This window comes from Hahella sp. KA22, from assembly GCF_004135205.1.
Lineage (GTDB): Bacteria > Pseudomonadota > Gammaproteobacteria > Pseudomonadales > Oleiphilaceae > Hahella.
Genome location: NZ_CP035490.1, coordinates 4,725,183 through 4,747,948, shown reverse-complemented (window position 1 = coordinate 4,747,948; position 22,766 = coordinate 4,725,183). Strand labels below are relative to the sequence as shown.

Genomic DNA, 22,766 nt, shown 5'->3' with positions numbered 1-22,766 from the left:
AAGCTTTCTGTGCTTCTTATTGCTGAGGCATCGTCAGCGTCAGATCAAATCCGCCACTGTCCCGGGGAACTAAATCAATCATGCCGCCCTGGATTCGTTCAGGGATGATGATGTTGTCGACACCGGGTAAATTGTTTCCAATCGTGATGGTTAACTGCTGGCCGTTGGATTGCAGGTTCAACTGGTCGCCGTAGGGCAGTTGCGCCATATCAGGATTCAACGGCGATAGAACCTGCTGGAATGTGAAGGCCCCGTCTGGAATCACCAGGTCCGGGTGAGGCAGCGGACGTTCGCTCAGCGCCGCCAGCTCCGGTTGCGTATAGGGAATAAACGCAAGCTCTCTGATTACTTGGGCGGCTGCTTCTGAAGAGTCTTTAAACTGTTGCTGATCCACCGTCAACGCAGTGTTCAGTTCTGACTGTTCTTCAGCTTCCGTTTTCACAGGCTCACCGGGTCCAATGGTGTAGGTGACGACACGCTTTTTCTCTGGCTTTTTGGGAGCAGGGGTAACGATGATGGTGGAATCTTTAATGTAGGTGTCGGTCAACTCGCCGCTGGTCATTGATTTGACTTCCGCGCGGGCGGTCAGAACGAGGCCGGTGGCGGCCAATCCGAGCAAAATCCTTGAGTAGTTCATAGCAGCGCCGTGTTTTACAATTTCGTGTTAAACGTAAATTTTCCAACAACCGATTCCCTTGCGCCCGCCGCTGAACAACATGCGTGGATAAAAAATAATTGCGTACGGCCACAAGCGTTTAGGTGGAATCCAGTTTTACTGCGTATACTTACATTTTCAACCGATTGATTCGCAAAAGCCACTGTATCGCGCGAATTTTGATTAATTTTTGTAAGCCTGTATTTCTCTGGCCTGCAAAAGACAAGGACAGAAGTTAAGTAGTAGTTTTATGACAACCGGCATCAGGCAAAAATCAGGAGCGCACAACGGCGGTCAGCTCGGGAGCCGCATTGATAAGTGGGTGGAAAAGCGGCTGCCGCCGGTTGAGGAAGCCACGTTATCGCATCGGGCTATTTTTGTGTTGCCGACGCGTTGGGGCGTCGGTTTTGTCATGCTGGGGGGGCTGATTATTCTCACAGGGATCAACTACCAAAACTCTATGATCCTGGCGGTGGGCTTCTTTCTTATATCTATTTTCGTGGTCAATATTCTCATCGCCTACCGCAATATGTCGGGACTGGCCATCCGGTTTCATCGCGCGGCTTCCTGCTTTGCTGACGAACTCGCCGGGTTTGAGTTTCTGGTGACGGCATCAGAACATGGAGCGGCCGCAGTGCAACTCGGTTGGACGCCTGACAGCTATGTCACCCTGGATTTGGATCAGCATGGACAACGACGCGCGGTGATTGAATATCGTTGTCGCAAACGAGGCTGGCTGACCCCGGGGCGCATGCTGATTACGTCCACCTATCCGATGGGGCTGATTCGCGCCTGGTCCTGGCAGGACCTGAACGCCAAGGCGCTGGTCTATCCCAGGCCGGCGCCGCAACCCCAGTTCAAGTGGAGCGCTTCCTTGGCTGAGGGCGAAGGAAAGGGCGACTCATACATGGTGGGGCAAGAGGATTTCGCAGGCCTGCGCACTTATGTTCCCGGCGAGCCGCTTACCCGTATCGCCTGGAAAAAGTACGCACAGCAGGGTGAGTTATACAGCAAAGAATTCAGTCAGCCGGAACTGGACCCGGACTGGATTGATTTTGACGCCTACCAGGGGATGGAGACGGAGCTGCGCCTGTCTACGCTGTGCGCCCAGATTTTGGAGCTGGAGCAAAAAGGGACGCCTTACGGATTACGTATGCCCGGCTGGGCGTGCGGGCCTGGCTCAGGCCTTGAGCATCGCAATAAATGTCTGACTGCGCTGGCGAAGTATCCTGATCATGTTTAAGCGAAGTTTTGATGAGTCTCCCGCACTGGATACGCGGGCGCTGGTATGGATGGTGGTTTCCCTGGCCGCCGCCGCAGGCGCGCACTGGAATCATGTTCCGGTGTGGCTGCTTGGATTCGCATGTGTGTCCGTGTTTTGGCGCACCCGGGTGTATCAGGGGAAATGGCCTGCACCCTCGACCTGGGTGAAAGGCGGAGTCATGGTGGTGACCTCCATCGCCTATGTGTTCTCTACGCAGGCGCAGTTTACGGTGGAGACGGCGGTCGGTTTTTTTGTACTGGCTTATGCGCTGAAATTGCTGGAGCTGAATCAGCGGCGCGACGCCTTCCTGTTCAGTTTCATGACGTTGTTTTTGCTCTGCCTCGGCTTCCTGTTCAGCCAGTCCCTGTTCGTCAGTCTGTATATTTTCATCGCCATGGGATTGAGCTTTGTGGCTCTGATGGCGGTGAACCAGTCGCTGAAATCCCGCTCCATTGGCTCTACATTTAAAGGCGTGTATGGCTCCATGGCGGTTGCAGCGCCGTTGTTGATTGTGATGTATCTGTTCTTTCCTCGCTTCGGTCCCTTATGGGCGATGCCGCTGAAGAGTTCTACTGCGTTTACCGGGCTTGATGAAAACATGTCGCCGGGAGATGTGGCGAATCTTGCGCAATCAGGCGAGCGAGCGTTTCGGATCGTGTTTAATGGGCCGCGACCGGCCTATCGGGAACTTTATTGGCGCGCACTGATCCTGGATCGTTATGACGGTACAAGCTGGAAGCGGTCATTCAGCCAGACTAATCGCGACAGACAGGGTGCGGTTAGACCGGGCGCCAGAACCCAGACTGAGCAATGGGACTATGAAGTGCTGCTGGAGCCCCACAATCGTGAATGGGGTTTTGCGCTGGATGACGCCAAGGTGGCGCGTGGCGCGCCTTTCTCAACGCCGGATCAGCTGGTGAGATTCATGAGAGACGTGAAATCCCCGGAGTGGTATCGCGTCATCAGTCAGGCGGAAGAGTATAGGGAAAACGCCCAAAGCTTCGCCCGCTTCAGCAGTTTGCCGCAGGGCTCCAATTCCCGTACTGCTGAATGGGCCAAACAATTACGCGAGACGACGCCTGACGCCGAAATCTTTATAAAGACGGTGCTGACGCATTTTAATCAGGAACCCTACGTCTATACCTTATCGCCGCCGCTGTTGACCTCAGCGAATAGAATAGATGAGTTTTTCTTCGACACGCGTCGTGGCTTTTGCGAGCATTACGCCAGCACGATGGCGTTCATTTTGCGCGCGGCGAATATCCCGTCGCGGGTGTTGGCCGGGTATCAGGGCGGAGAGTGGAACGAGCAGGGTGGCTTTCTGGTGGTGCATCAGTATGATGCCCATGCCTGGGTGGAAGCGTGGTTGCCTGAACGCGGCTGGGTGCGTGTCGATCCGACGGCGGCGGTAGCGCCGCAAAGAGTGGAGTCGGGCATTAGAGACGCGGTCGCGGAAGAAGGCACATTCCTGCAAAATACGCCGCTGTCCCTGGCCAGATATAACCATATTGGCGTCTTCGCCTGGATGACCAATAATCTGGAATACATGAACTACATGTGGCAGAAATGGGTCGTCAACTACGATCAGGAGAAGCAAAGCAGTTTCTTCAAACGCTGGTTTGGCGATAGCGACATGAAGACGATGCTGATGATACTCGCCGGCGTCTCCGTGATAGTCTTCCTCGCTTTGTCGTTGCTGACCCTCAAAGCGGAGTGGCGGCGTAATAAAGGCGACCCCATGGTGCGCTTGTATCGATCTCTATTGAGCCGAATGCATAAGAAGGGGCTGGCTCTGGATGCTGGACTGACGCCTGGGCAGGCATTGGCGCTGGCGACTAAAAAGTGGCCGCGGCAACGCAAACAGTTGCAGCAGATTTTCAGCGAGTTTGAGCAAAACCTGTATGCGGATGACGCGGGCGGCAGTCCAGACAGAGTGCGCCGCCTGAAACGGGATATCAAGCAACTGGCCTTGAATCCTTGAGCTGCTGGAACGATCTTTGCGACGGTATGCTGCGGAACGTTCTGACAATTGCAGACCTTGTTGTTGCAGGCGGATATTTGCCTGCCGAATAAATAAACACTGAATAGCACCAATAGAGTACTAATGTCCGATTTGACGGAAATATCCCTGGATCAACTTCCCTGGCTCAATAAAACCTGGCGTGACTGGGTGGGGCTGGCGCACAACGATAAAGTGCCTTCCGCTATTTTAGTGGCGGGGCAAAGCGGCGTTGGCAAGAATCGCCTGACTTCTGAATACGCCAAATTTCTACTCTGTGAGCAGGCTAAGCGCCTTGAACGTCCTTGTGGCGATTGTCGCTCCTGTAAGTTGATAGAAGCTGGGACGCACCCCGACTTGCAATGGGTGGCTCCAGAGGATGGCGCCAAGGCTATAAAAATTGATCAGGTGCGCGGACTGGGAGATTTTATCTACGCCAAGCCGCAAATCTCGCGTCGCCGAATATGCGTGCTGACCCCGGCGGAGGCGATGAACGCTTATTCCGCCAACGCCATTCTGAAAACACTGGAAGAGCCACCCGCCAGCGCCGTCATTCTGCTGGTTTCGCAACAAATAAGCCTGCTGCTGCCGACGATTCGCAGCCGCTGCCAGATCTATACGCTGGCTGCGCCGGACACAGAGTCTGTGGTGAATTGGTTGACCCAACTGGATGTGCCCAAAGAGCGCGCCTATAGTTTGACGGAAAGCGCAGGCGGTCGCCCTCTTACCGCTCTGGCGTGGCACAGTCAGGACATACTGGAGCTACGGGCGGAAGTATTGGCGAACTGGCTCAACTACCTGGAAGGGCGCGTGGATGCGTTTACCCTGGCGGAAACCTGGAGCAAGCTTGATCTTGAACGGCTGGCGGATTGGCTGGCTATCTGGGTGAAGCAACTGCTGACCGCCACGCAGATAAATGAAGGCGAGAGGGGCGAAACGGAAGCGACTCTGGTGGGCGTGGGAGCCCGTCTGGATACGCAGCAGCTGGTTGCACTCTATGCTGAGCTGATCGAAATAAAGCGATCTTTGGTGGAGCAGCGCAACCTGAACCCGCAATTGATGTTGGAAAGCTGGTTGTTGGCGAACAAACGTGTGCGCAAGCGCAGGAAGTAATCGCCTCTACCGAATGTCATGTTCGATAGCTTCGCCTCTACAGTGGCGATACGCTCGCAAATCGGATCGTCATGCGCTCCTTTAACAGGGGCCTGGAAAACGAGTTAAGTAGTAAGTTAGCAAAAGGAAAAATACGCGCGTGGATGTTTATTGCAGATACCATCCCACCCATGGCGCCAACTGGCAGTGCCTGGGTTGCCATGTTCAACTCTGCGGCAGCTGCGTTCCGGTAAAGCCGGGCAAAGGGGCTGCGACCTGTCCTTTGTGTCAGCAGGTAATGCGGTATTCCGCGGAAGGCTCCGCAGCGGAGGTCACGCCATTCTGGCAGCGACTGAATGACTTCTTCGCCTATCCCATGGCCAAAGACCCCATGATATTGGTGGCCATCTGCACCTTGGTGCCGTTGGCGCTGGGTAAGGATCTAATATCTCTGATCATCGCCATCGCCCTGTTTTGCGCCCAGGTCAAATACATGTATAGCGTGATTGAGACCACCTCCAAAGGCGTGTTGAAACCGCCTGAGCTGTTATCCGCATTCAGCGGCGGCGGATTATTGCTGGTCATACAGCAGACCTTGATCTTCATTGCCTTCGGCGCGCTCATTGTCGTCTCCGGCATCTGGGGCGGCTCTTTTCTGATGATTCTGGCTGTTGCGTTCTCCGCCCTGGTTCTGCCCGCCAGCATCATGTTGCTGGCGATTGAAGGTAATGTGGTGGACGCCTTGCATCCGACGCGTCTGATCGGGTTCATCTCAAGCATCGGCTGGCCGTATTTCGTTCTTTACGGCTATTTATTGCTGCTGTTTCTGGGGCTGGGCGCCGCGCAGGATTTTGTGCTGAGCAACTTCTCCCAGACCCTGGGCTTTCCCTTGGCGGGACTTATTTCCAGTTACTTCATGCTGGTGATCTTCAATATGCTGGGTTACCTGCTGTTTCAATATCAGCATCGCCTTGGCCTGACGCCTGATGAAGCCCTTGAAGCGCCGCCGCAGAATCCGGAAGCGCTGGCGCAGCGGAATGACAAGCTGGCGATGGCTGAAATCGACATCAACCTCAAGGAAGGACGATACGAGGCGGCGGCGGGGCTGCTGCGTAATTTATACAAACGCAAGCCCCATGATCTGGTGGTGCTGGATCGTCTGTACAAGCTGCTGCTGGAGACCAACGCCTGGCCAGAGCTTTTGAAAACGTCGAAGCCTGTATTGCAGATGTTGGCGGACGCGGGACGGATTCATGAACTGAAACTTGTGCTGAGAGGGCTCTACGGGCATTACCCCGACTATACGATCAACGATGAGACGCTGTTGTATAACGTAGCGCAGAGTCTGTATCACTCCGGCGATTTCAGACTGACCTTGAAGCTGTTGCAAGGGTTCAATTCCCGGTTCCCAGAATCCGCTCACGCCGCTGACGCTATTATTGTCATGGCGCGAACGCTGGCGAACGGACTGCACCGAGCGGATAAAGCCAAGGAATATTTGCTCTATGTGCAGAAGCACTACCCGGATCATTCCGCAACGCCGGAAATTCCCGCATGGATTGAAGTGATGGAGAAGAATGGCAGGCTGCCGGAGCCGGTCGCCAAGTTCGGATTTTCTCCCTAAGGGTCGGGCGCGCGCAGCACGCCCATTTCCGGCCTGTTCTTAAGTTTATTAACCCTCAAGCTGCCTTAGTTCGCGCTCATATTTCTGCGCTTTGACGTCCATTTGCCGGGCTTTGAGCGCTTGAATCAATGTGCGGTAGCACTCTCGCACCAGCTCTGGATTGTTGATGCTTTTCACGACAACCCCAAATACCTGTTCAGCTTCTTTGATCAGGTTGTTGTTGAGGCAGGTGTTGAGAATACGGAAGTGGTACTTGTCTTCCAGACGAGAATTTTCCTTGGCGTACTTCTGATACTCGCTCCAGATGAAGTAGGCATGATTAAAGTCTTGCATCTTCAACGCGTGCTCAAGCACTGTGATAGTGAACTGCAGGCTTTCCTGGGTGTCCGGTTTTACTTTGTATAGATGGAAAAGCTGCTCCTGAATCCCGATGTGCTCAGGATGCTTTTCCCATAGCGCTTTAAAGCGCTCCCGCGCACGCTGAAAATCGACGCGTCCAACCGCTTCCATAGCACGGGCCAGTTCTTCTCGCATCGACTGGTCCTGTTGCTCCGGGGAATGAGTGATTTCCTGTGCAGCCCTCGGCGCGAGTCGATCCAGGGGGAAAATGATGGCGGCGCCCGCCACCAGCCCCGCAGCGTGAGCGACGTAGGCGACATTGGATTCGACGTAAGTGAAGTACTCGTAAAGTTCTTTACCCACCCATACCGGCAGCATGATTAGCGCTGGCGCGCGGAAGTAGTTGAAGTAGACATAAAGGAAGGCGAAGAAACGGATTTGCTGCAGCCGGTAGTGCGCCACATACATCCCCATCAGACCTGACACAGCCCCGGAGGCGCCCACCAGCGGCGTCAGACTGTCGCCTTCCACCATGCTGAAAATAAAGCCTGAAACTACGCCGCAGAACAGATAAGCCATGACATAAAGCGCGGCGCCAAGAATTCGTTCAATGGCGAATCCAAGTAAAAACAGCATCACCATGTTACCGAAAACATGTCCGAAGCCGCCGTGGAGAAATTGATACGAAAACAGGTCCGCCAGCTCCATTTCGCCGGGAATGAGCCCCATCTGTAAGTGACTGAGCTGGCTCAGATAGTGTTCCTGGAGGTAAATACGCTGGGACTTCCAGGTTTCAAAAGCTTCCGGCTCAATGAACTCCTGTCCATTCTGCAGCAGGTAGTTAACGAACTTTCTATCGGTCAGCATGTAGGGAATCAGTTCGTCGCCGCGCCCCTCGTTGACGGCTTTACGCGCCGCCGCCGACAGCTCAAAACGGTTGTCCTGGCCCAGGCCGATATGGCGCTGCAGATAGTCGGCGAATTCAGGCGCCTCCAGTTTGACCATCTGATTTTGTTCGTAGTAATGGGCGGCGTCCTGCCAGACTCGATTATCTTTGCCGCTGAGGTAAAAGAATATGGCGAAATTAATGAAGATCAACAGCAGTGTGGCGACCGGAGGCTTGCGCCAGTTTATGGTCTGTTCAGCGGGAATAATCAGCATCTTGGGTCTCTAACTACCTACAGGGAAGCACAAGTAACGGATTGAAAAGTCATAGAAAATAATTATCGGAGATAAGCGGGAAACGCGCCACTGCGGCGCGCATCCAAAACTGACGATCAGGCGCCTGGCGTCAGGTTCTCCAGATAGCGGGGCAACAGTCGCTCCAGGCTGTCCACCAGCGTTTGCGTCTGTGGGTCAACCTCTATGTTGACTTTGTCGCCCGGTTGCAAGGCGCTGAAGGTCGTGACGCGCAGAGTTTCCGGTATCAGGTTCACTCTGAATCCGTCCTTACTGACAGAGCCGACGGTCAGGCTGGCGCCATTGACGCCAATAAAGCCCTTGTCGAAGACATACTTGCGCAGCTCCGGGGGCAACTGGAAGTCCAGCGCCACATTATTTTCCGTGCGCTCGGTGTGAATCAGCACCGCGACATCATGGATGTGCCCAGACATCAAATGGCCGCCAATTTCATCGCCAATTCGCGCGGCATGTTCGAAATTGACTTCATCGCCTTCATTGAGGTCGCCAAGGTTGGTCAGGCGCAATGTCTCTGTCATAAGGTCGAAGGCGATATAGGTCCCGTCAATGCGCACCGCCGTCAAACAGGTTCCGTTGATGGCGACGCTGGCGCCTGTTTCTGTCGAAGACTGGTCAGAGGGGAACTCAAAATCGTAGGTGTAGAGACCTTCGCGGCGTACGGCTTTGCGTAGTGTGGCTTTGCCTTGAACGATTCCTGTAAACACGGTGGACTGATCCTTTCGCTGAGGTAAATGCTTTTTGTGCAGGTGGCCATGATAAGCGTCCAGAGGCGCATTTTCTAACTTTTCAGGCTTATTTCTCTGAGTAGTTGGATCGAAAGAGACGGCCTGGCGGTATGTTTTATCGACATGTAAGGGCGAATTCGCCAAATACTCGGCGTAGGTCTTATGCGAGCTAGTTCGCGCATCGCCGCAATGTGCAGGCTTTTCTAATAAATTCAGTTAGCTGGCGCATCTATTGCTAAATACTCTGAGATTGACGAGGTTTTGGCGCGGTGGGCGCTGGTGACCCGTTCTCGTTATTACTCTATAGTTTTCGATATGAAGATACATAACCCTAATGATTTTGATCTGGATCCCAAGACGCTGCGTTCATTGGCGCGCGGTGATATGGACCCAGTACGGCGTGCGGTAGAGGAGCACCGGAGCAATACGCTACCCGCCGCCAAGGAGTCTCAGCCCACTGCGAAGTCTCCCGCAAAAACGCCGGCAGCGCCGCCGTCGGACCCGCGTACAAGTAAAGATCTGAGCAAGACGAAAAGCAACGGCGTTGCGCCATCGGCTCAGAGCCTCAAAAAAGCGGAGCAGAAAAAGGCGGAGCAGAAAAAGGCGGAGCAGAAAAAGGCGGAGCAGAAAAAGGCGGAAGCCGCGGAGAGTGAAGAGGATCGCAAGCGCCGCTATCGGGAGACGGTGGCGCAGCGCAATCAACTTACTCAGATTCTCCGAGAGTGTGAGGCGCTTGAAGTCATGAACTACGACGTGTTGGCGATCAAACACTATCCGCAGACGATTGATTTGATTAGCGCCCGGCGGCGCAGAGATCTCTGGCTTTTGTCATGTCTGCTTAGTTTCGCTGTATTCCTGATTGGCTGGCAGGGCGGGCTTAACGCCTGGGTTGCCGGCATTGCCTTTGGCTTTTTCGTCGCTATATCCGCCTTGGCCATTCCACCCCTGCGGCGACTTTTTATCAAGAATGCGGGGTACAGTGAGTTAGTGCGTCAGAGAAAAGAATTGGAATTTCGTGCGATTACCCATATCCGTATGCTGGAAGGCGGCAACGGTTTGGCGTATCAATGTCTGATGATGTCAACCTACCGCAAAAGTCTGCTGGACAGGCGCTATCGGCGTCTGGTCACTCTGAGCAAGCAAGGGCAGTTGATTAAAGCCATGCGCACGGTCGCTGCGATTCGCCTCTATCTGCAGTACCTGCTGGAGGCGCAGCAGGCTTTTGAGATAACCAAGAATAAGTACATGGAAGCCAGCGCCAAAATAAAGACGGAGTTTGCGGATCTGGCGTTATCTGAAGCCTGAGTGCGGGCGTTCCTGCACTCATCCGCCACTGTCGTCATTCGTTTCATCTACTCCTCATCCCTTTAATGCAGTTTCAACCCCTGTTGTCCCCCTCGTCATAGACTTTGCTCTTTGAGGCGGGAGGTCGAACTTTCCTTATGTTACGCAAGCCTAGCGGGTTTTCCTGTGTTTATGCATGCGCTTTTTTAGAGCGTTTTTTCAACTTCCATTTGTCTCTGTCTCATTAAAGTGCGCTGTGCAATTGGCCTGGCTTTAAGTTGGTGCGTATTTGGTCTGGAATTTGCTGACTGAGTAGAAGAGATGTGGCTGATAAGTGTGATTTGTGGCCGTAGCTCTGCGTAAAACAAATAAAAACAATGGATTGCTTAATTCTAAGATGGATCGCCAATAACAAAATCAAAAGCACTAATTGTGTGCGTTGTGCCGAGCCGCGCACCATGCAAGAGCGTAACAGGAGATGGAATGAACGATACTAATAATGCGGTGGAGACCTTACTGCAAGGCGCCGACACCCTGTTTATCCTTTTGGGAGCCACTATGGTGCTGGCGATGCACGCCGGCTTTGCATTTCTCGAAGTGGGAACCGTGCGCCATAAAAACCAGGTAAACGCGCTGGTTAAAATCATGACGGATTTTGGCGCGTCTACGCTGGCGTATTTCTTCGTTGGCTACCAGATCGCCTATGGAGTCAACTTCTTTTCCAGCGCCACTGAACTGAGCGTCAACAACGGCTATGAGCTGGTGAAGTTCTTCTTCCTGCTGACTTTCGCGGCGGCGATTCCCGCCATTATTTCTGGAGGCGTCGCGGAGCGCGCCAAGTTTTACCCCATGCTGATCGCCGCATCAATCTGTGTGGGTGTGGTGTATCCCTTGTTTGAGGGCATGGCCTGGAACAGCGCCTTTGGTTTTCAGGACTTCTTGCAAGAGCGCTTTGGCGCGACTTTTCATGACTTCGCGGGGTCTGTGGTCGTGCATGCTGTGGGCGGCTGGATCGCTTTCGCTGCAGTGTATTTGCTGGGAGTGAGAAATGGGCGCTATCGCAATGGCCAGTTGGTCGCTTTCGCACCCTCCAATATTCCTTTTCTTGCGCTGGGCGCCTGGATACTGACGGTAGGATGGTTTGGCTTTAACGTGATGTCTGCGCAGACGCTGGGTGGCGTAAGCGGGCTGGTTGCGCTTAATAGTCTGATGGCGATGGTGGGCGGCATTGTGACGTCCATGCTGGTAGGGCGCAAAGACCCAGGATTCATACATAACGGCCCTTTGGCTGGACTGGTGGCGGTATGCGCCGGATCTGACATTATGCATCCGATTGGCGCGCTTATTACCGGCGCAGTGGCGGGAGCGTTATTTGTCTTCCTGTTTGAGTACATGCAAAAACGCCTGCGCAAACTGGATGATGTATTGGGCGTTTGGCCTTTGCACGGCGTCTGTGGTTTGTGGGGCGGCGTGGCGGCGGGCGTTTTCGGCTTGCAGTCATTCGGCGGCCTTGGCGGCGTCACATTCCTGTCGCAACTGGTCGGCTCGATCACCGGCGCGGCGTTGGCGTTTGTGGGCGGATTTGTCGTCTATGGCGTGGTGAAAAAGCTGTCTGGACTACGCTTATCAGAAGAAGAGGAGTATCAGGGAGCCGACTTGGCGATTCATCGCATTGGCGCCAACAGCATGGACTGAGTTCTCCGGCGCCGGCGGGTATGAGGCTGCAAGTCACGTCCGCCGGCGCATAAGGGAACTTCCGACTGTTAATTTATCTGCATTCAGCGCAAACTTGGCCAGCTATTCCGCTGATCTGGTTCGTTAAAATGACGTGTGCAATAATTGCACAATATAAAACGTTATCAGACTTGACATTCCAGCCTATCAAACGTATGTTTCAAACACTTGTTTGGAGCGGTACGCCAGAAGAATAAACATGTCTCAGTCAGATACAGTTGATCGGATTTTAGATGCTGCAGAGCAGTTATTCGCGGAACGGGGGTTCTCGGAAACATCACTGCGGCAGATAACCAGCAAAGCCAAAGTCAATCTGGCTGCGGTAAACTACCATTTCGGTTCCAAGAACGCGCTGATTCAAGCTGTGTTCGCCCGCTTCATTAATCCATTCACCCGCATATTGCGAGATAGACTTCAGGGCGTCGTTGCGGAAAGTCGCAAAGTCGAACTGGAGGAACTGCTGCAGATCGTTACTTCTTCCGTTATCGACATTCCAGCCAGAAACAGCAAGAGCCTGTCAATTTTCATGCGTCTGCTCGGGCTGGCTTACACGCAATCCCAGGGACATTTGCGCAAGTATCTGGAGCAGCAGTATTCCACAGAATTCCGTCTGTTCATGCGTCTGTTGAAGGACGCCACGCCGGAGCTGAATGCTGTGGAGCGTTTCTGGCGTATTCAGTTTATGCTGGGCGCCACGGCGTTCACCATGTCCTCCTCAGAAGCATTGGGCAGCATTCTTGAGAAAGAGTTGGGTGTAAAAACTCCTGTAATCGGCATCGTCAATCAGCTGGTGCCATTCCTGGCTGCGGGCATCAATGCGCCTTCGGACGAGTCGCGCCACGCCTCTACGGAAGCCGCCAGCGCAGGGTAAGTCAGGGGCGGCTGTAAACCCGGCGAGGATGTAATATCCTTGGGGCGTTCGCCAATCAACTCCTGGAGCCTCATGTCGCTTTCTATTGTCATCTCTGTACCACTGCAAACATTAACGCTACTTGACTCAGGTAAGACAGTGGAGACTTTCTCCGTTTCCACCGCCAGAGCGGGCGTTGGCGAACGTAACGGCAGCGGCCAGACGCCACGGGGCGAACATATCATTCGCGCCAAGATTGGCGCGCAGGCGCCACTGAACGCTGTGTTTCGCGGCCGTCGTTGGACTGGTGAAATCTATTCTCAGGCGCTTGCTGACGTTCACCCCGAACGCGATTGGATTCTCACTCGCATTCTGTGGTTGAGCGGAACCCAAAAAGGTTTCAACCGCGGCGGCGATGTGGATACCATGCGTCGCTACATCTATCTGCATGGAACTCCTGACTCCGAGCCCATGGGCGAGCCGTTGTCGCATGGCTGTATTCGAATGCGAAATCAAGATATTATCCGGCTTTTTGACCGCGTCGGCCCGGGAACTCCCGTTCTGATCAACGGCTAAACTGCGCGCGGCCTAAATCCAATCAGCCAGATACGCGATTTCTTATGAGCAAGACAGCAAAACTGGGTCCTTTGATTATCGATCTTAAAGGACTGGATGTTAGCGCGGAGGAAAAGGAGTTACTGAGCCGGCCCGTCGTGGGCGGCGTCATATTCTTCGCACGTAATTACACCGACCCACAGCAACTGGACGCGTTAGTCAAACAGATTCGCGCTATACGTCCTGAATTGCTTTTATGTGTGGACCAGGAAGGAGGGCGGGTGCAACGTTTTCGGGAAGGGCGCACTTTATTGCCTGCCCCAGGAAAACTGCGCGCACGCTATCAAGAGAGTCCAGCTGCCGCCAAAGCAATGGCGACAGAGTTAGGTTGGCTCACCGCCGTAGAGCTGAGAGAGTTTGACTTGGATTTCAGCTTCGCGCCCGTGCTGGATGTGGATTATGGCAAAAACAAAGTCATCGCCGACCGCGCTTTCGGCGATACGCCGGCGATGGCGGCGACGTTGGCGCAAGCCTTCTGGCGCGGAATGGGCGAAGCCGGCTGCGCAGGCGTAGGCAAGCACTTCCCTGGACATGGGTTTGTGGCGGAAGACACGCATGTGCAGAGCGCCCGCGACATGCGCAGCTATGAAGAATTGCTGGACTCGGACATGCGGCCTTTCATCGAAATGATTGAAGCTGGCGTCGAGGCGATGATGCCCGCACATGTCATTTATCCTGCCTGCGACCTGTCACCCGCAAGTCAATCTGCTTTCTGGCTTACCCAGGTTTTGCGTGAGCGGTTGCAATATCGGGGCGCCATTATCAGTGACGATATGGGAATGCAGGGGGCGGATCTGGATGGAGAAGAGGATGAAAGCGCCAGTATTGTCAGGGCGCTGCAGGCGGGTTGTGATTTGTTGATGGCGTGCAACAATCCTGAGCGCTTACTTAAAGTCGCCGACAAATTGGAAGCCTTGCCTGAGGATCTGTTATTCCCGGAGGATTCACTGCGCCGTCGCCACAGTATGCGACGACGCCCTGAGGGGACGGTGGATAAGGCGAGGCTGGCTCGAGCCCGTGAACTGGCGCAAAGCCTGCGTCAATAGACTCGATGAAATAGCATACTAACGATAGGGGGAAAGTTGTGTCCTGGAGTGAAGTGAGTTCGTGGTTGGGGTTTGCCGACGATTCCATGCATTGGATTGTGCGGGTGTTTCTCATCGTTTTCGTAACCCTGGTCGCCAACTATCTGTGCCATAAAGTAACGGCGCGAATCGCGCGTCAGCTGGCGAAAACCCGGAACTTGTGGGATGACACGCTCCTGGACGCGGGCGCCAAGCCGCTAGGGGTTTTCATCTGGCTGATCGGACTTTCCTGGGCGGCTGAAGTGGCGCAGCGGGAAACCGGCGCGGTCGTGTTCGAGGCGGTGGATATTATCCGGGCTATCGGCGTCATCGTACTGATCATATGGTTCCTGATTCGTTTCGTCAGAGGCGCGGAAGAGATTCTGGTGTCGCCGGACAAGATGAAGCAGCCCATGGACAAGACCACCATGTCTGCGATCAGCAAACTGCTGCGCGCATCCATCATCATCACTGGGGTGCTGGTTATCATGCAGACCTTGGGTTACAGCGTGTCCGGCGTGCTGGCTTTTGGGGGCATCGGCGGCATTGCAGTGGGTTTCGCCGCCAAGGATTTGCTGGCCAACTTTTTCGGCGGTCTGATGATCTACCTGGATCGTCCGTTCTCTGTGGGAGACTGGATTCGTTCTCCAGACAAGAATATCGAGGGAACAGTAGAGCAGATCGGTTGGCGTCTGACCTGTATTCGCACCTTCGACAAGCGTCCCTTGTATGTGCCCAATTCCACCTTCACTACGATCTCCGTGGAAAACCCTTCCCGAATGACTCACCGCCGAATCTACGAGACTATCGGCGTTCGCTATGATGATTTCAAACAAGTGCCGGTGATTGTGGAGCAGGTGAAAGCCATGTTGGCGGAGCACGATGAAATAGATGAAACCCAGACCATGATTGTCAATTTCAACGCCTTTGCGGCGTCATCTCTGGACTTCTTTATCTACACATTCACCAAGACCACCAACTGGATCAAGTACCACGAGGTCAAGCAGGACGTGCTGATCAAAGTGATGGATATTATTCAGCAGAACGGCGCGGAAGTGGCGTTTCCAACGCAAACGGTGCATTTGCCGGACCAACTGAAAGTGTTGAAAGAAGCAGAAAGTTTACAAGATCGGAGAGAATGACATGTACGCCATTATTGGAGGCACCGGACTGACTGAGCTGGACGGTCTGGAAATCAAGGGGCAGGACAAGTTCGATACGCCCTGGGGCGCGCCCTCAGCGGATATCGTGCGCGCTCAGCTGCAAGGGAAAGAGGTGCTGTTTTTGGCGCGTCACGGGAATCCGCATCGAATTCCGCCTCATGAAGTGAACTACCGCGCTAATATCTGGGCGCTGAAAGAAGCCGGCGCCAAAGGCTTCCTGGCGGTAAACGCCGTGGGCGGGATTCATCCGGATATGGGGGCGACTCATGTGTGTATCCCTGATCAGGTGATCGACTACACCTATGGGCGCGAGCATACCTATTTTCAGGGCGATATCGACCATGTCACCCACATTGATTTCAGCTACCCCTACGATGAAGCGCTGCGCAAGCTGATCTGTGAAAAGGCGACGGCTCTGGGCGTCAAGCACAGCAACTTTGGCGTTTACGGCGCTACGCAGGGGCCGCGTCTGGAGACGGTGGCGGAAATCCGCCGCATGAAGCAGGATGGCTGTGACATCGTTGGTATGACGGGAATGCCGGAAGCGGCGTTGGCGCGCGAGCTGGACGTCCCTTATGCCTGTATCTCCCTGGTCGTTAATCCGGCGGCGGGCGTCAGCGAAAATATCATCACCATGGAAGAAATCCATGAGGCGATTGATCAGGGGATGGGATATGTGAAGCAGCTGCTGGCGGCGCTGGTTGCAGAGAGCTGACCTTCAGCGTTGTGCGCGACGTATATTGATCGTTGAATGAAAAAAGCGGGGAAAATATACCCCGCTTTTTTATTGAGTGCCCAAAGACGTTTGATTTCTCGCGTTACATCAGTCTTCCGTCGGGCTGTCGGCTTCCCCTTCCTCCGGCTCCTTCTCATCTTCGCCTGCCAAGTCGCCCTCCGCTGTGTCGACGGAAGTTTGTATGCGCACATTGCGGACCGGAATAATTTTCACCAGTACGCCCACGACAGGATGATCCAGATAGTGGACCTGGCCGCTGCGCATGCGGCGTGATTGTCGGTTGCGGTAGCGGGCGACAGGCTCAAGTCCTCTGAAGGCCTCTTCCATGAACGGCTCCTCGCTGTCGGGTGCGGTGACCTTTGCTTCCGGCGCGTTTTGCGGCATTGGCGTGAGCGCATTGGCGGCGCCCGTTTGCTCGGGGAAGGGTGTAAACATGTTATCCATAGCGCCGCCTGGCTGTTTTTGCCTCCACTCCACCAGGGATAAATCAATCGTGGTGTGCAGGTAGCGAGTGCGTGACAGGCTCACCACGCCCTCTATGCTATAACCTTCGCCCAGTCTTTCCGTATCAAAAATGCGCACGGGTGTATCCTGGTTGTAAGCGAGATTCGAAACCCAGGATTTATGCCAGACAACCTGATAACCAGAGCGACGTTCAAGGTTGTTGGCGATCCACTTTAACAGCACCTGGTTCGCGCCGAGGGCCTGTTTCTGCAGGCTGCTCAGGGGTGTGAAATCCACCAGCAGCGGCGCTTCGGGATTGTAATCGACGGGATAATATTCGAAGTTTTCTTCCCCTTCCGGCACGGGGGTTTTGAACATGATGAGGTCGATTTGATAAAGCCCTGCATAGGCGCGCAGGCTGGAAGACATAAGCCCAAGAAACAGCGTGAGAAAGAATGCAATGCTTCGCGCTGAAAAAGGGCAAAGTTGATGTGTTCGGCAAAATAGCATTTATTTGGACAACTTCTTTTGTTTTGTGATTGGAAGGCGTGCGCCAGGGAATAAAAGCTAGGGCGGGTTGATAGCGCCAATGGGGAAGTGGCCATCCATCAACAAACCCTCACAAAGTATACTACATTTCCCTGGCGCCGGGGCCGCCCGGCAGGGTTATGCGCGGGCGGGAGCGAAGGACTTCAGAAGTTTTTCCACGAATTGCATACGGTCTTCCTTGTCCTCCAGTGAGCGAGTGACGCGTAACTTGGAGCCTCCGTCCAATTTATAGTGCTTGGGTTCTCGCTGGATGAGATTGACCAGTTTGATCGGTTCGATGGTGGTCTTGGCGTTGAATTCGATCACGCCGCCCTTGGCTCCGATATCAATTCGAGCGATGCCCAGTCTGTCAGCGGTCAATTTCAGACGAGCCTGACGAAACAGGTTTTTGGTCGCGTCTGGCAGCAGGCCGAAGCGGTCAATCATTTCAATTTGCAGAGACTGCAAGGCGTCCTCATCTTTGGCGCTGGCGATGCGCTTATACAGGATCAGACGGTTATGGACATCCGGCAGATAGTCGTCGGGAATCAGGGCGGGCAAACGCAGATTGACTTCACAACCTTGATCAATAGGTTGGGTCAGGTCCAGCTCTTTGCCCTCGCGCATGGCTTTGACCGCTGCATCCAACAATTGCAGATAAAGCGTGAAGCCAATGTTCTGGATATGTCCGCTTTGCTCTTCGCCAAGCAATTCCCCTGCGCCGCGAATTTCCAGGTCGTGAGTGGCCAGAGTGAATCCGGCGCCGAGATCCTGGGCGCTGCTGATGGCGTCCAGTCTTTTCTTGGCGTCCTCAGTGAGGTTGCGTGGCGGAGGCGTCAACAGATACGCGTATGCCTGGTGATGAGAGCGTCCGACCCGGCCCCGCAGCTGGTGCAACTGCGCCAAGCCGAATTTATCCGCGCGCTCGATGATAATGGTGTTGGCGGAGGGGATGTCGATACCGGTTTCAATGATGGTGGTGCACATCAGCACATTGAAGCGCTTATGGTAAAAATCCGACATGACCTTTTCCAGCTCACGCTCACGCATCTGGCCATGGGCGACAGCCACGCGCGCATCCGGAACCATCTCCTGCAACTCGGCCGCAGCCTTGTTGATGGTGTTGACTTCGTTGTGCAGAAAGAACACTTGGCCGCCCCGCAAAATTTCCCTCAACACAGCTTCTTTGATAATGCTGTTGCTGTGTTCCTGTACGAAGGTTTTGACGGATAGGCGCTTCTCTGGCGGGGTGGCGATAATGGACAAATCGCGGACGCCCTGGAAGGACAGGTTCAGGGTACGGGGTATCGGCGTGGCGGTCAGCGTGAGTATATCGATGTTGGCGCGCAGAGATTTAACTTTCTCCTTTTGCTGCACGCCGAAACGATGCTCCTCGTCGATGATCAGCAAGCCGAGATTCTTAAACTGGATATCTTTCTGCAGCAGCTTATGGGTGCCGACAAGAATGTCGACTTTGCCTTCCGATAGTTTGTCTTTAACTTTTTCTATATCGCCGGCGCTGCGAAAACGGGAGATCAGTTCGACATTGATCGCAGTGTCCGCGAAACGGTCCTGAAAGGACTGAAAGTGCTGCTGTGCAAGCAGCGTGGTAGGCGTAAGTATCGCCACCTGACGTCCTGCGTGCGCGGCGAGGAAGGCTGCCCGCATGGCGACTTCCGTTTTACCGAAGCCCACATCGCCGCAGACCAGCCGGTCCATGGGGCGTGGTTTCATCATGTCCTGTAAGACTGCGTTGATCGTCGTGGCCTGATCCGGCGTTTCCTCAAACGGGAAGGTGGCGGAGAAGGCGCGGTAATGCTCGTCCGGCGGCGGGCAGGCGTAGCCTTTGTGCAGCTCGCGCTTGGCGTAAATCTCCAGCAATTCCGCTGCGCTGTCTTTAATTTTCTCCGCTGCTTGACGCTTAGCGGCGGACCAGCGATCCGTACCGAGTTTATTGATCGGCGCCAGATTGTCGTCAAGACCTGCGTAGCGGGAAATCAGATGCAGGGAGGATACCGGTACATAAAGCTTAGCTTCGTTGGCGTATTCCAGAACCAGAAACTCCTGCTTCTGGCCGTCGACTTCGAGTGACTGCAAGCCTTTATAGCGGCCGATGCCGTGATCGATATGCACAACCGGCGCGTTAAGCTTTAGCTCGGTCAAATTCTGAATGATGTTTTCAGGGCTTTCCTGCGTCCGCTTGCGGCGTCTTCGCTGCAGGACTCTGCCTTCATACAGGTCAGCTTCCGCTACAACCAGAATCCGGTTTTCGTTGTCAGCGAAACCTTTCGCCAGCTCCGCCACCGTGATATTCCAAGGGACGGCGGACTTCAGACACGCCTCCCAGGACTCCAGCAAATTGAGCGGTCTGCCGTGCTCCTTGAATGTATCCATCAGCGCTTGCTGGCGTCCGGGGGATTCCGCGCATAAGACAACCTTGTAGCCGCTGTCCTGCTGGGCGCAGTCAATAGCCTGTAACGGATTTTCCTTTTTGGCGTCCAGGGCCAGGTGGGGAAGAGGGGAGAACGGCTTGTCCGTTTCCTCGGACTTGGCGCTGAATTGCGCGCGAGGGAATTGTTTCAGCCCCTCAAACAACTCCTCGACCCGCAGATAAATATCTGCTGGCGGTAAGATGGGGCGTTGAATATCGTGGCGCAAATCCTCGTAACGCTGCTCAAGATCTTTCCAAAAATGTAGCGCTTTTTCATGCAGTCCATCATAAAGAGCGAAGCAGGCGTCCTTGGCGACATAATCAAGCAGACTGGCGGTCTCAGTGAAGAATAGGGTGAGATAATACTCCAGTCCGGGAGTGGCGATGCCGCGGCTGATGTCTTGCAATAAAGGGATGTTGCGTGACGCGCCGGGAAACTTCTCGTAGAAGTTGTCTTTGAACAGTTGGATAGACGTGCCGTTAAGTGGAAACTCGTGCGCGGGCAGCAGACTGATCTCATCCACCTGTCCTGCAGAGCGCTGGGTCTCTGGGTCAAACTGACGCAGGGTTTCGACTTCTTCGTCAAACAAGTCAATACGATAAGGCGCTTTGGAGCCCATTGGGAATATGTCGAAGATCGATCCTCTGACGGCGAACTCCCCGTGCTCATAGACTGTATCTACACAGCGGTAGCCCGCTTGCTCCAGCTCGGATCTATAACTGTCTATTCTGAGCGGCTGACCTTTGCGCAGGATCAGGGTAGAGCGTTGCACAAACTCTTTCGGCGCCAAGCGCACCATGATGGTGCTGAGCGGGACAATAAGCAGGCCGCTAGCGCAGGTCGGTAGCTTATGCAGGGTCTGAATACGCTGGGAAATAATGTCCTGGTGAGGCGAAAAAGTATCGTAAGGGAGGGTTTCCCAGTCCGGTAAAGTCAAAATTGGGGGCGTGTTCTCATTTTTTTTCGCATCCCCTAAAAAAAATTTTACCGCTGATTCGAGCTGATCCGCCGAGGGCATATCTGGTGTTATTACCACCAACAGGCGTTTTTGCTCTTTGAGCGCCTGCGCCAGAATGTAAGCGTCTGACTGTCCGACGGCCTGAGGCCAGTACTTGATAGTCGTTGAATTTGAAGGAAGTTGGCGCCGCTCTGTCAACTTTATATCTCCACCTTAAAGTCAAGGGGCATTCTACAATTGTTTCGTAAAATCACAACCAAACCCCGAAAACGTGATAGCCAGTCCACTTGTGTAAGGGCCCTGAAACGCCTTGGAAAGCGTTAAAAATCAAGGAGCCTAAATTGCTTCGGATGTTTTGAAAAGGGATAATGAGCGCCCGATTTGCGCAGACGAGAGGTGCATAAAAGTGAGTCAAGAAAAATTGGATGCTTGTTTTGGGGAATGGAAGGAACGTGAAACCGTCGCTGAAGCGATGATTCCCCTTATCGGAAGACTGTACAGAAAATATAACGTCATCACATCCATATATGGTCGCCCAATCATCAACCGTTCAGTGATCGGCCTGTTAAAAGCGCACCGCTTTGTACGTCAGGTAGCTGATCATGAACTGTCCGTGCACAATACTTATCCTATATTAAAGTTGCTGGACGAGCTGGAACTTGGGCACGCTCACGTAGATATCGGCAAGCTCGCTATTAAATATGAAAAAATAAAAGACACCGTTGCGCTGGAAGATTTCGTGCGCAGCGAGCTGGACGAAGTAGTTGGGAAATGCGCCGCTGAAGGAAGTATGGGGACTTCCGGAGAAAGCAAAGACGTCGTGCTGTTCGGTTTCGGACGTATTGGACGCTTGTTGGCGAGAATTCTTATCGAGAAAGCCGGCGGCGGCGCGAACCTGCGCTTGCGCGCAATCGTTGTGCGTAAAGGCAATGCGGACAATGATCTGGAAAAACGCGCCAGCCTGCTGCGTCGCGATTCCGTACACGGTTCCTTCCAAGGCACGATCACCGTGGACGAGAAAGAATCCGCCATCATCGCCAACGGCAACTACATTCAGGTTATCTACGCGAATAACCCGGATGCAGTGGATTACACCCAGTATGGCATCGATAACGCGATTGTTATCGACAATACAGGCGTATGGCGCGATGAGGCCGGCCTGTCCCGCCATTTGGAATGCAAGGGCGTCAAAGGCGTGTTGTTGACCGCGCCGGGCAAAGGCTCCATCAAGAATATCGTGTACGGCATCAACAATCATTTGATCACTGCGGAAGATCGCATTCTTTCAGCGGCCTCCTGTACCACCAACGCCATCACGCCGGTGCTGAAAGCGTTGAACGACGAGTACGGCATCAAAGACGGTCACGTGGAAACCGTTCACTCCTACACCAACGACCAGAATCTGATCGATAACTACCACAAGGGCAGCCGCCGCGGACGCAGCGCGCCGCTGAACATGGTTATCACGGAAACCGGCGCCGCCAAGGCTGTCGCCAAAGCGTTGCCTGAACTGGCTGGTAAGCTGACCGGCAATGCGATCCGCGTTCCGACGCCAAACGTGTCGCTGGCTATCCTGAACCTCAATCTGGGGCGGGATACTTCCGTAGAAGAACTGAACGGCTACCTCCGTGACGTGTCTTTGCACTCTGATCTGCAGAAGCAGATTGACTTTGTCAACTCGCCGGAAGTGGTATCCACTGACTTTGTTGGTTCCCGTCGCGCAGGCGTTGTCGACGCGCAGGCGACTATCGTCAACGGCAATCGCGCCGTGTTGTATGTTTGGTACGATAACGAAGCTGGATATAGCGCGCAGGTGGTTCGCGTCGTGAACCAGATGGCGGGCGTTACCTATGCTGTCTATCCCAAAACAATGGGATAAAAGAGCTATTGTCGGATCGACCCTGAAAGGTTGACCAGCTGGTTAAAAGGCGGGCCAATGTGCTCGCCTTTTTTGTTGGTGCGGAAATATTGAGCAGTTGAGTGATTGCTCTAATACTAAAGTCTAAGGGTGTGTGTGGGCCGTATTTCCCGGGAAATGCGCCTGAATAATTGTAATCCGA

General features: G+C 54.0%; 17 protein-coding genes. 12 read left to right on the top strand and 5 right to left on the bottom strand.

Annotation, left to right across the window (positions count from 1 at the left end; genetic code table 11):
• Positions 1–16 precede the first annotated feature (16 nt).
• A complete protein-coding gene (locus EUZ85_RS20855) occupies positions 17–637 on the bottom strand; it encodes a hypothetical protein (protein WP_127971572.1) in 621 nt (206 codons plus the stop codon).
• Between the two features lie 268 nt (positions 638–905).
• On the opposite strand from EUZ85_RS20855, the gene EUZ85_RS20850 reads away from it, so the two are divergent.
• The 4 genes from EUZ85_RS20850 (at position 906) to EUZ85_RS20835 (ending at position 6,634) form a co-directional block, all read left to right on the top strand.
• Positions 906–1,898, top strand: a complete 993-nt coding sequence (locus EUZ85_RS20850) for a DUF58 domain-containing protein (RefSeq protein WP_127971570.1) — start codon at positions 906–908, stop codon at positions 1,896–1,898.
• Entirely contained in the window at positions 1,891–3,900 is a 2,010-nt protein-coding gene (locus EUZ85_RS20845) for a DUF3488 and DUF4129 domain-containing transglutaminase family protein (protein WP_127971568.1), read from the top strand. The genes EUZ85_RS20850 and EUZ85_RS20845 overlap by 8 nt, the downstream gene beginning before the upstream one ends.
• Positions 3,901–4,023: 123 nt before the next feature.
• Positions 4,024–5,031, top strand: coding sequence for a DNA polymerase III subunit delta' (locus EUZ85_RS20840; RefSeq protein ID WP_127971566.1), 1,008 nt, complete (start codon positions 4,024–4,026; stop codon positions 5,029–5,031).
• 139 nt (positions 5,032–5,170) lie between these two features.
• Entirely contained in the window at positions 5,171–6,634 is a 1,464-nt protein-coding gene (locus EUZ85_RS20835; RefSeq protein WP_127971564.1) for a hypothetical protein, read from the top strand.
• Positions 6,635–6,682: 48 nt separating this feature from the next.
• On the opposite strand, the gene EUZ85_RS20830 is transcribed toward EUZ85_RS20835, so the two are convergent.
• Both EUZ85_RS20830 and EUZ85_RS20825 read right to left on the bottom strand, forming a co-directional pair.
• Positions 6,683–8,134, bottom strand: coding sequence for a rhomboid family intramembrane serine protease (locus tag EUZ85_RS20830; RefSeq protein ID WP_127971562.1), 1,452 nt, complete (start codon positions 8,132–8,134; stop codon positions 6,683–6,685).
• Between the two features lie 116 nt (positions 8,135–8,250).
• Positions 8,251–8,877 carry a riboflavin synthase subunit alpha gene (locus EUZ85_RS20825; RefSeq protein WP_127971560.1) on the bottom strand — a complete coding sequence of 209 codons (627 nt, stop codon included), beginning with the start codon at positions 8,875–8,877 and terminating at the stop codon, positions 8,251–8,253.
• 336 nt (positions 8,878–9,213) lie between these two features.
• Here EUZ85_RS20825 and EUZ85_RS20820 point away from each other — a divergent pair, with 336 nt between their 5' ends.
• From EUZ85_RS20820 to EUZ85_RS20790, 7 genes are all read left to right on the top strand, one after another.
• Positions 9,214–10,203 (top strand): hypothetical protein, encoded by a 990-nt coding sequence (locus EUZ85_RS20820; RefSeq protein ID WP_241566818.1) that lies wholly within the window; start codon positions 9,214–9,216, stop codon positions 10,201–10,203.
• Positions 10,204–10,665: 462 nt separating this feature from the next.
• Positions 10,666–11,877, top strand: coding sequence for an ammonium transporter (locus tag EUZ85_RS20815; RefSeq protein ID WP_127971556.1), 1,212 nt, complete (start codon positions 10,666–10,668; stop codon positions 11,875–11,877).
• Positions 11,878–12,115: 238 nt separating this feature from the next.
• On the top strand, positions 12,116–12,787 hold the full coding sequence (locus EUZ85_RS20810; protein ID WP_127971554.1) for a TetR/AcrR family transcriptional regulator: 672 nt from the start codon (positions 12,116–12,118) through the stop codon (positions 12,785–12,787).
• 72 nt (positions 12,788–12,859) lie between these two features.
• Positions 12,860–13,342 (top strand): L,D-transpeptidase, encoded by a 483-nt coding sequence (locus tag EUZ85_RS20805; RefSeq protein ID WP_127971552.1) that lies wholly within the window; start codon positions 12,860–12,862, stop codon positions 13,340–13,342.
• 44 nt (positions 13,343–13,386) lie between these two features.
• Positions 13,387–14,427 carry a beta-N-acetylhexosaminidase gene (gene nagZ / locus EUZ85_RS20800; protein ID WP_127971550.1) on the top strand — a complete coding sequence of 347 codons (1,041 nt, stop codon included), beginning with the start codon at positions 13,387–13,389 and terminating at the stop codon, positions 14,425–14,427.
• A 38-nt stretch (positions 14,428–14,465) separates the two neighbouring features.
• Positions 14,466–15,587: a mechanosensitive ion channel family protein gene (locus EUZ85_RS20795; RefSeq protein WP_206617930.1), complete on the top strand. Its 1,122-nt coding sequence runs from the start codon at positions 14,466–14,468 to the stop codon at positions 15,585–15,587.
• Between the two features lies 1 nt (position 15,588).
• Positions 15,589–16,323, top strand: a complete 735-nt coding sequence (locus EUZ85_RS20790; RefSeq protein ID WP_127971548.1) for an S-methyl-5'-thioinosine phosphorylase — start codon at positions 15,589–15,591, stop codon at positions 16,321–16,323.
• 108 nt (positions 16,324–16,431) lie between these two features.
• Here EUZ85_RS20790 and EUZ85_RS20785 read toward each other — a convergent pair whose 3' ends face one another.
• Together EUZ85_RS20785 and mfd are read right to left on the bottom strand one after the other, a co-directional pair.
• Positions 16,432–17,298, bottom strand: a complete 867-nt coding sequence (locus EUZ85_RS20785; RefSeq protein WP_127971546.1) for a peptidoglycan binding protein CsiV — start codon at positions 17,296–17,298, stop codon at positions 16,432–16,434.
• Positions 17,299–17,454: 156 nt separating this feature from the next.
• Entirely contained in the window at positions 17,455–20,904 is a 3,450-nt protein-coding gene (gene mfd / locus EUZ85_RS20780) for a transcription-repair coupling factor (protein ID WP_127971544.1), read from the bottom strand.
• A gap of 208 nt (positions 20,905–21,112) precedes the next feature.
• Here mfd and EUZ85_RS20775 point away from each other — a divergent pair, with 208 nt between their 5' ends.
• Entirely contained in the window at positions 21,113–22,585 is a 1,473-nt protein-coding gene (locus EUZ85_RS20775) for a glyceraldehyde-3-phosphate dehydrogenase (protein WP_127971542.1), read from the top strand.
• Positions 22,586–22,766: the final 181 nt, after the last annotated feature.

What these genes read in the sequence shown, in the direction of transcription:
- EUZ85_RS20855 (WP_127971572.1), bottom strand. Translation starts at nt 637, where the DNA reads ATGAACTACTCAAGGATTTTGCTCGGATTGGCCGCCACCGGCCTCGTT.
- EUZ85_RS20850 (WP_127971570.1), top strand. Translation starts at nt 906, where the DNA reads ATGACAACCGGCATCAGGCAAAAATCAGGAGCGCACAACGGCGGTCAG.
- EUZ85_RS20845 (WP_127971568.1), top strand. Translation starts at nt 1,891, where the DNA reads ATGTTTAAGCGAAGTTTTGATGAGTCTCCCGCACTGGATACGCGGGCG.
- EUZ85_RS20840 (WP_127971566.1), top strand. Translation starts at nt 4,024, where the DNA reads ATGTCCGATTTGACGGAAATATCCCTGGATCAACTTCCCTGGCTCAAT.
- EUZ85_RS20830 (WP_127971562.1), bottom strand. Translation starts at nt 8,134, where the DNA reads ATGCTGATTATTCCCGCTGAACAGACCATAAACTGGCGCAAGCCTCCG.
- EUZ85_RS20820 (WP_241566818.1), top strand. Translation starts at nt 9,214, where the DNA reads ATGAAGATACATAACCCTAATGATTTTGATCTGGATCCCAAGACGCTG.
- EUZ85_RS20815 (WP_127971556.1), top strand. Translation starts at nt 10,666, where the DNA reads ATGAACGATACTAATAATGCGGTGGAGACCTTACTGCAAGGCGCCGAC.
- EUZ85_RS20810 (WP_127971554.1), top strand. Translation starts at nt 12,116, where the DNA reads ATGTCTCAGTCAGATACAGTTGATCGGATTTTAGATGCTGCAGAGCAG.
- EUZ85_RS20805 (WP_127971552.1), top strand. Translation starts at nt 12,860, where the DNA reads ATGTCGCTTTCTATTGTCATCTCTGTACCACTGCAAACATTAACGCTA.
- nagZ (WP_127971550.1), top strand. Translation starts at nt 13,387, where the DNA reads ATGAGCAAGACAGCAAAACTGGGTCCTTTGATTATCGATCTTAAAGGA.
- EUZ85_RS20790 (WP_127971548.1), top strand. Translation starts at nt 15,589, where the DNA reads ATGTACGCCATTATTGGAGGCACCGGACTGACTGAGCTGGACGGTCTG.
- EUZ85_RS20785 (WP_127971546.1), bottom strand. Translation starts at nt 17,298, where the DNA reads ATGCTATTTTGCCGAACACATCAACTTTGCCCTTTTTCAGCGCGAAGC.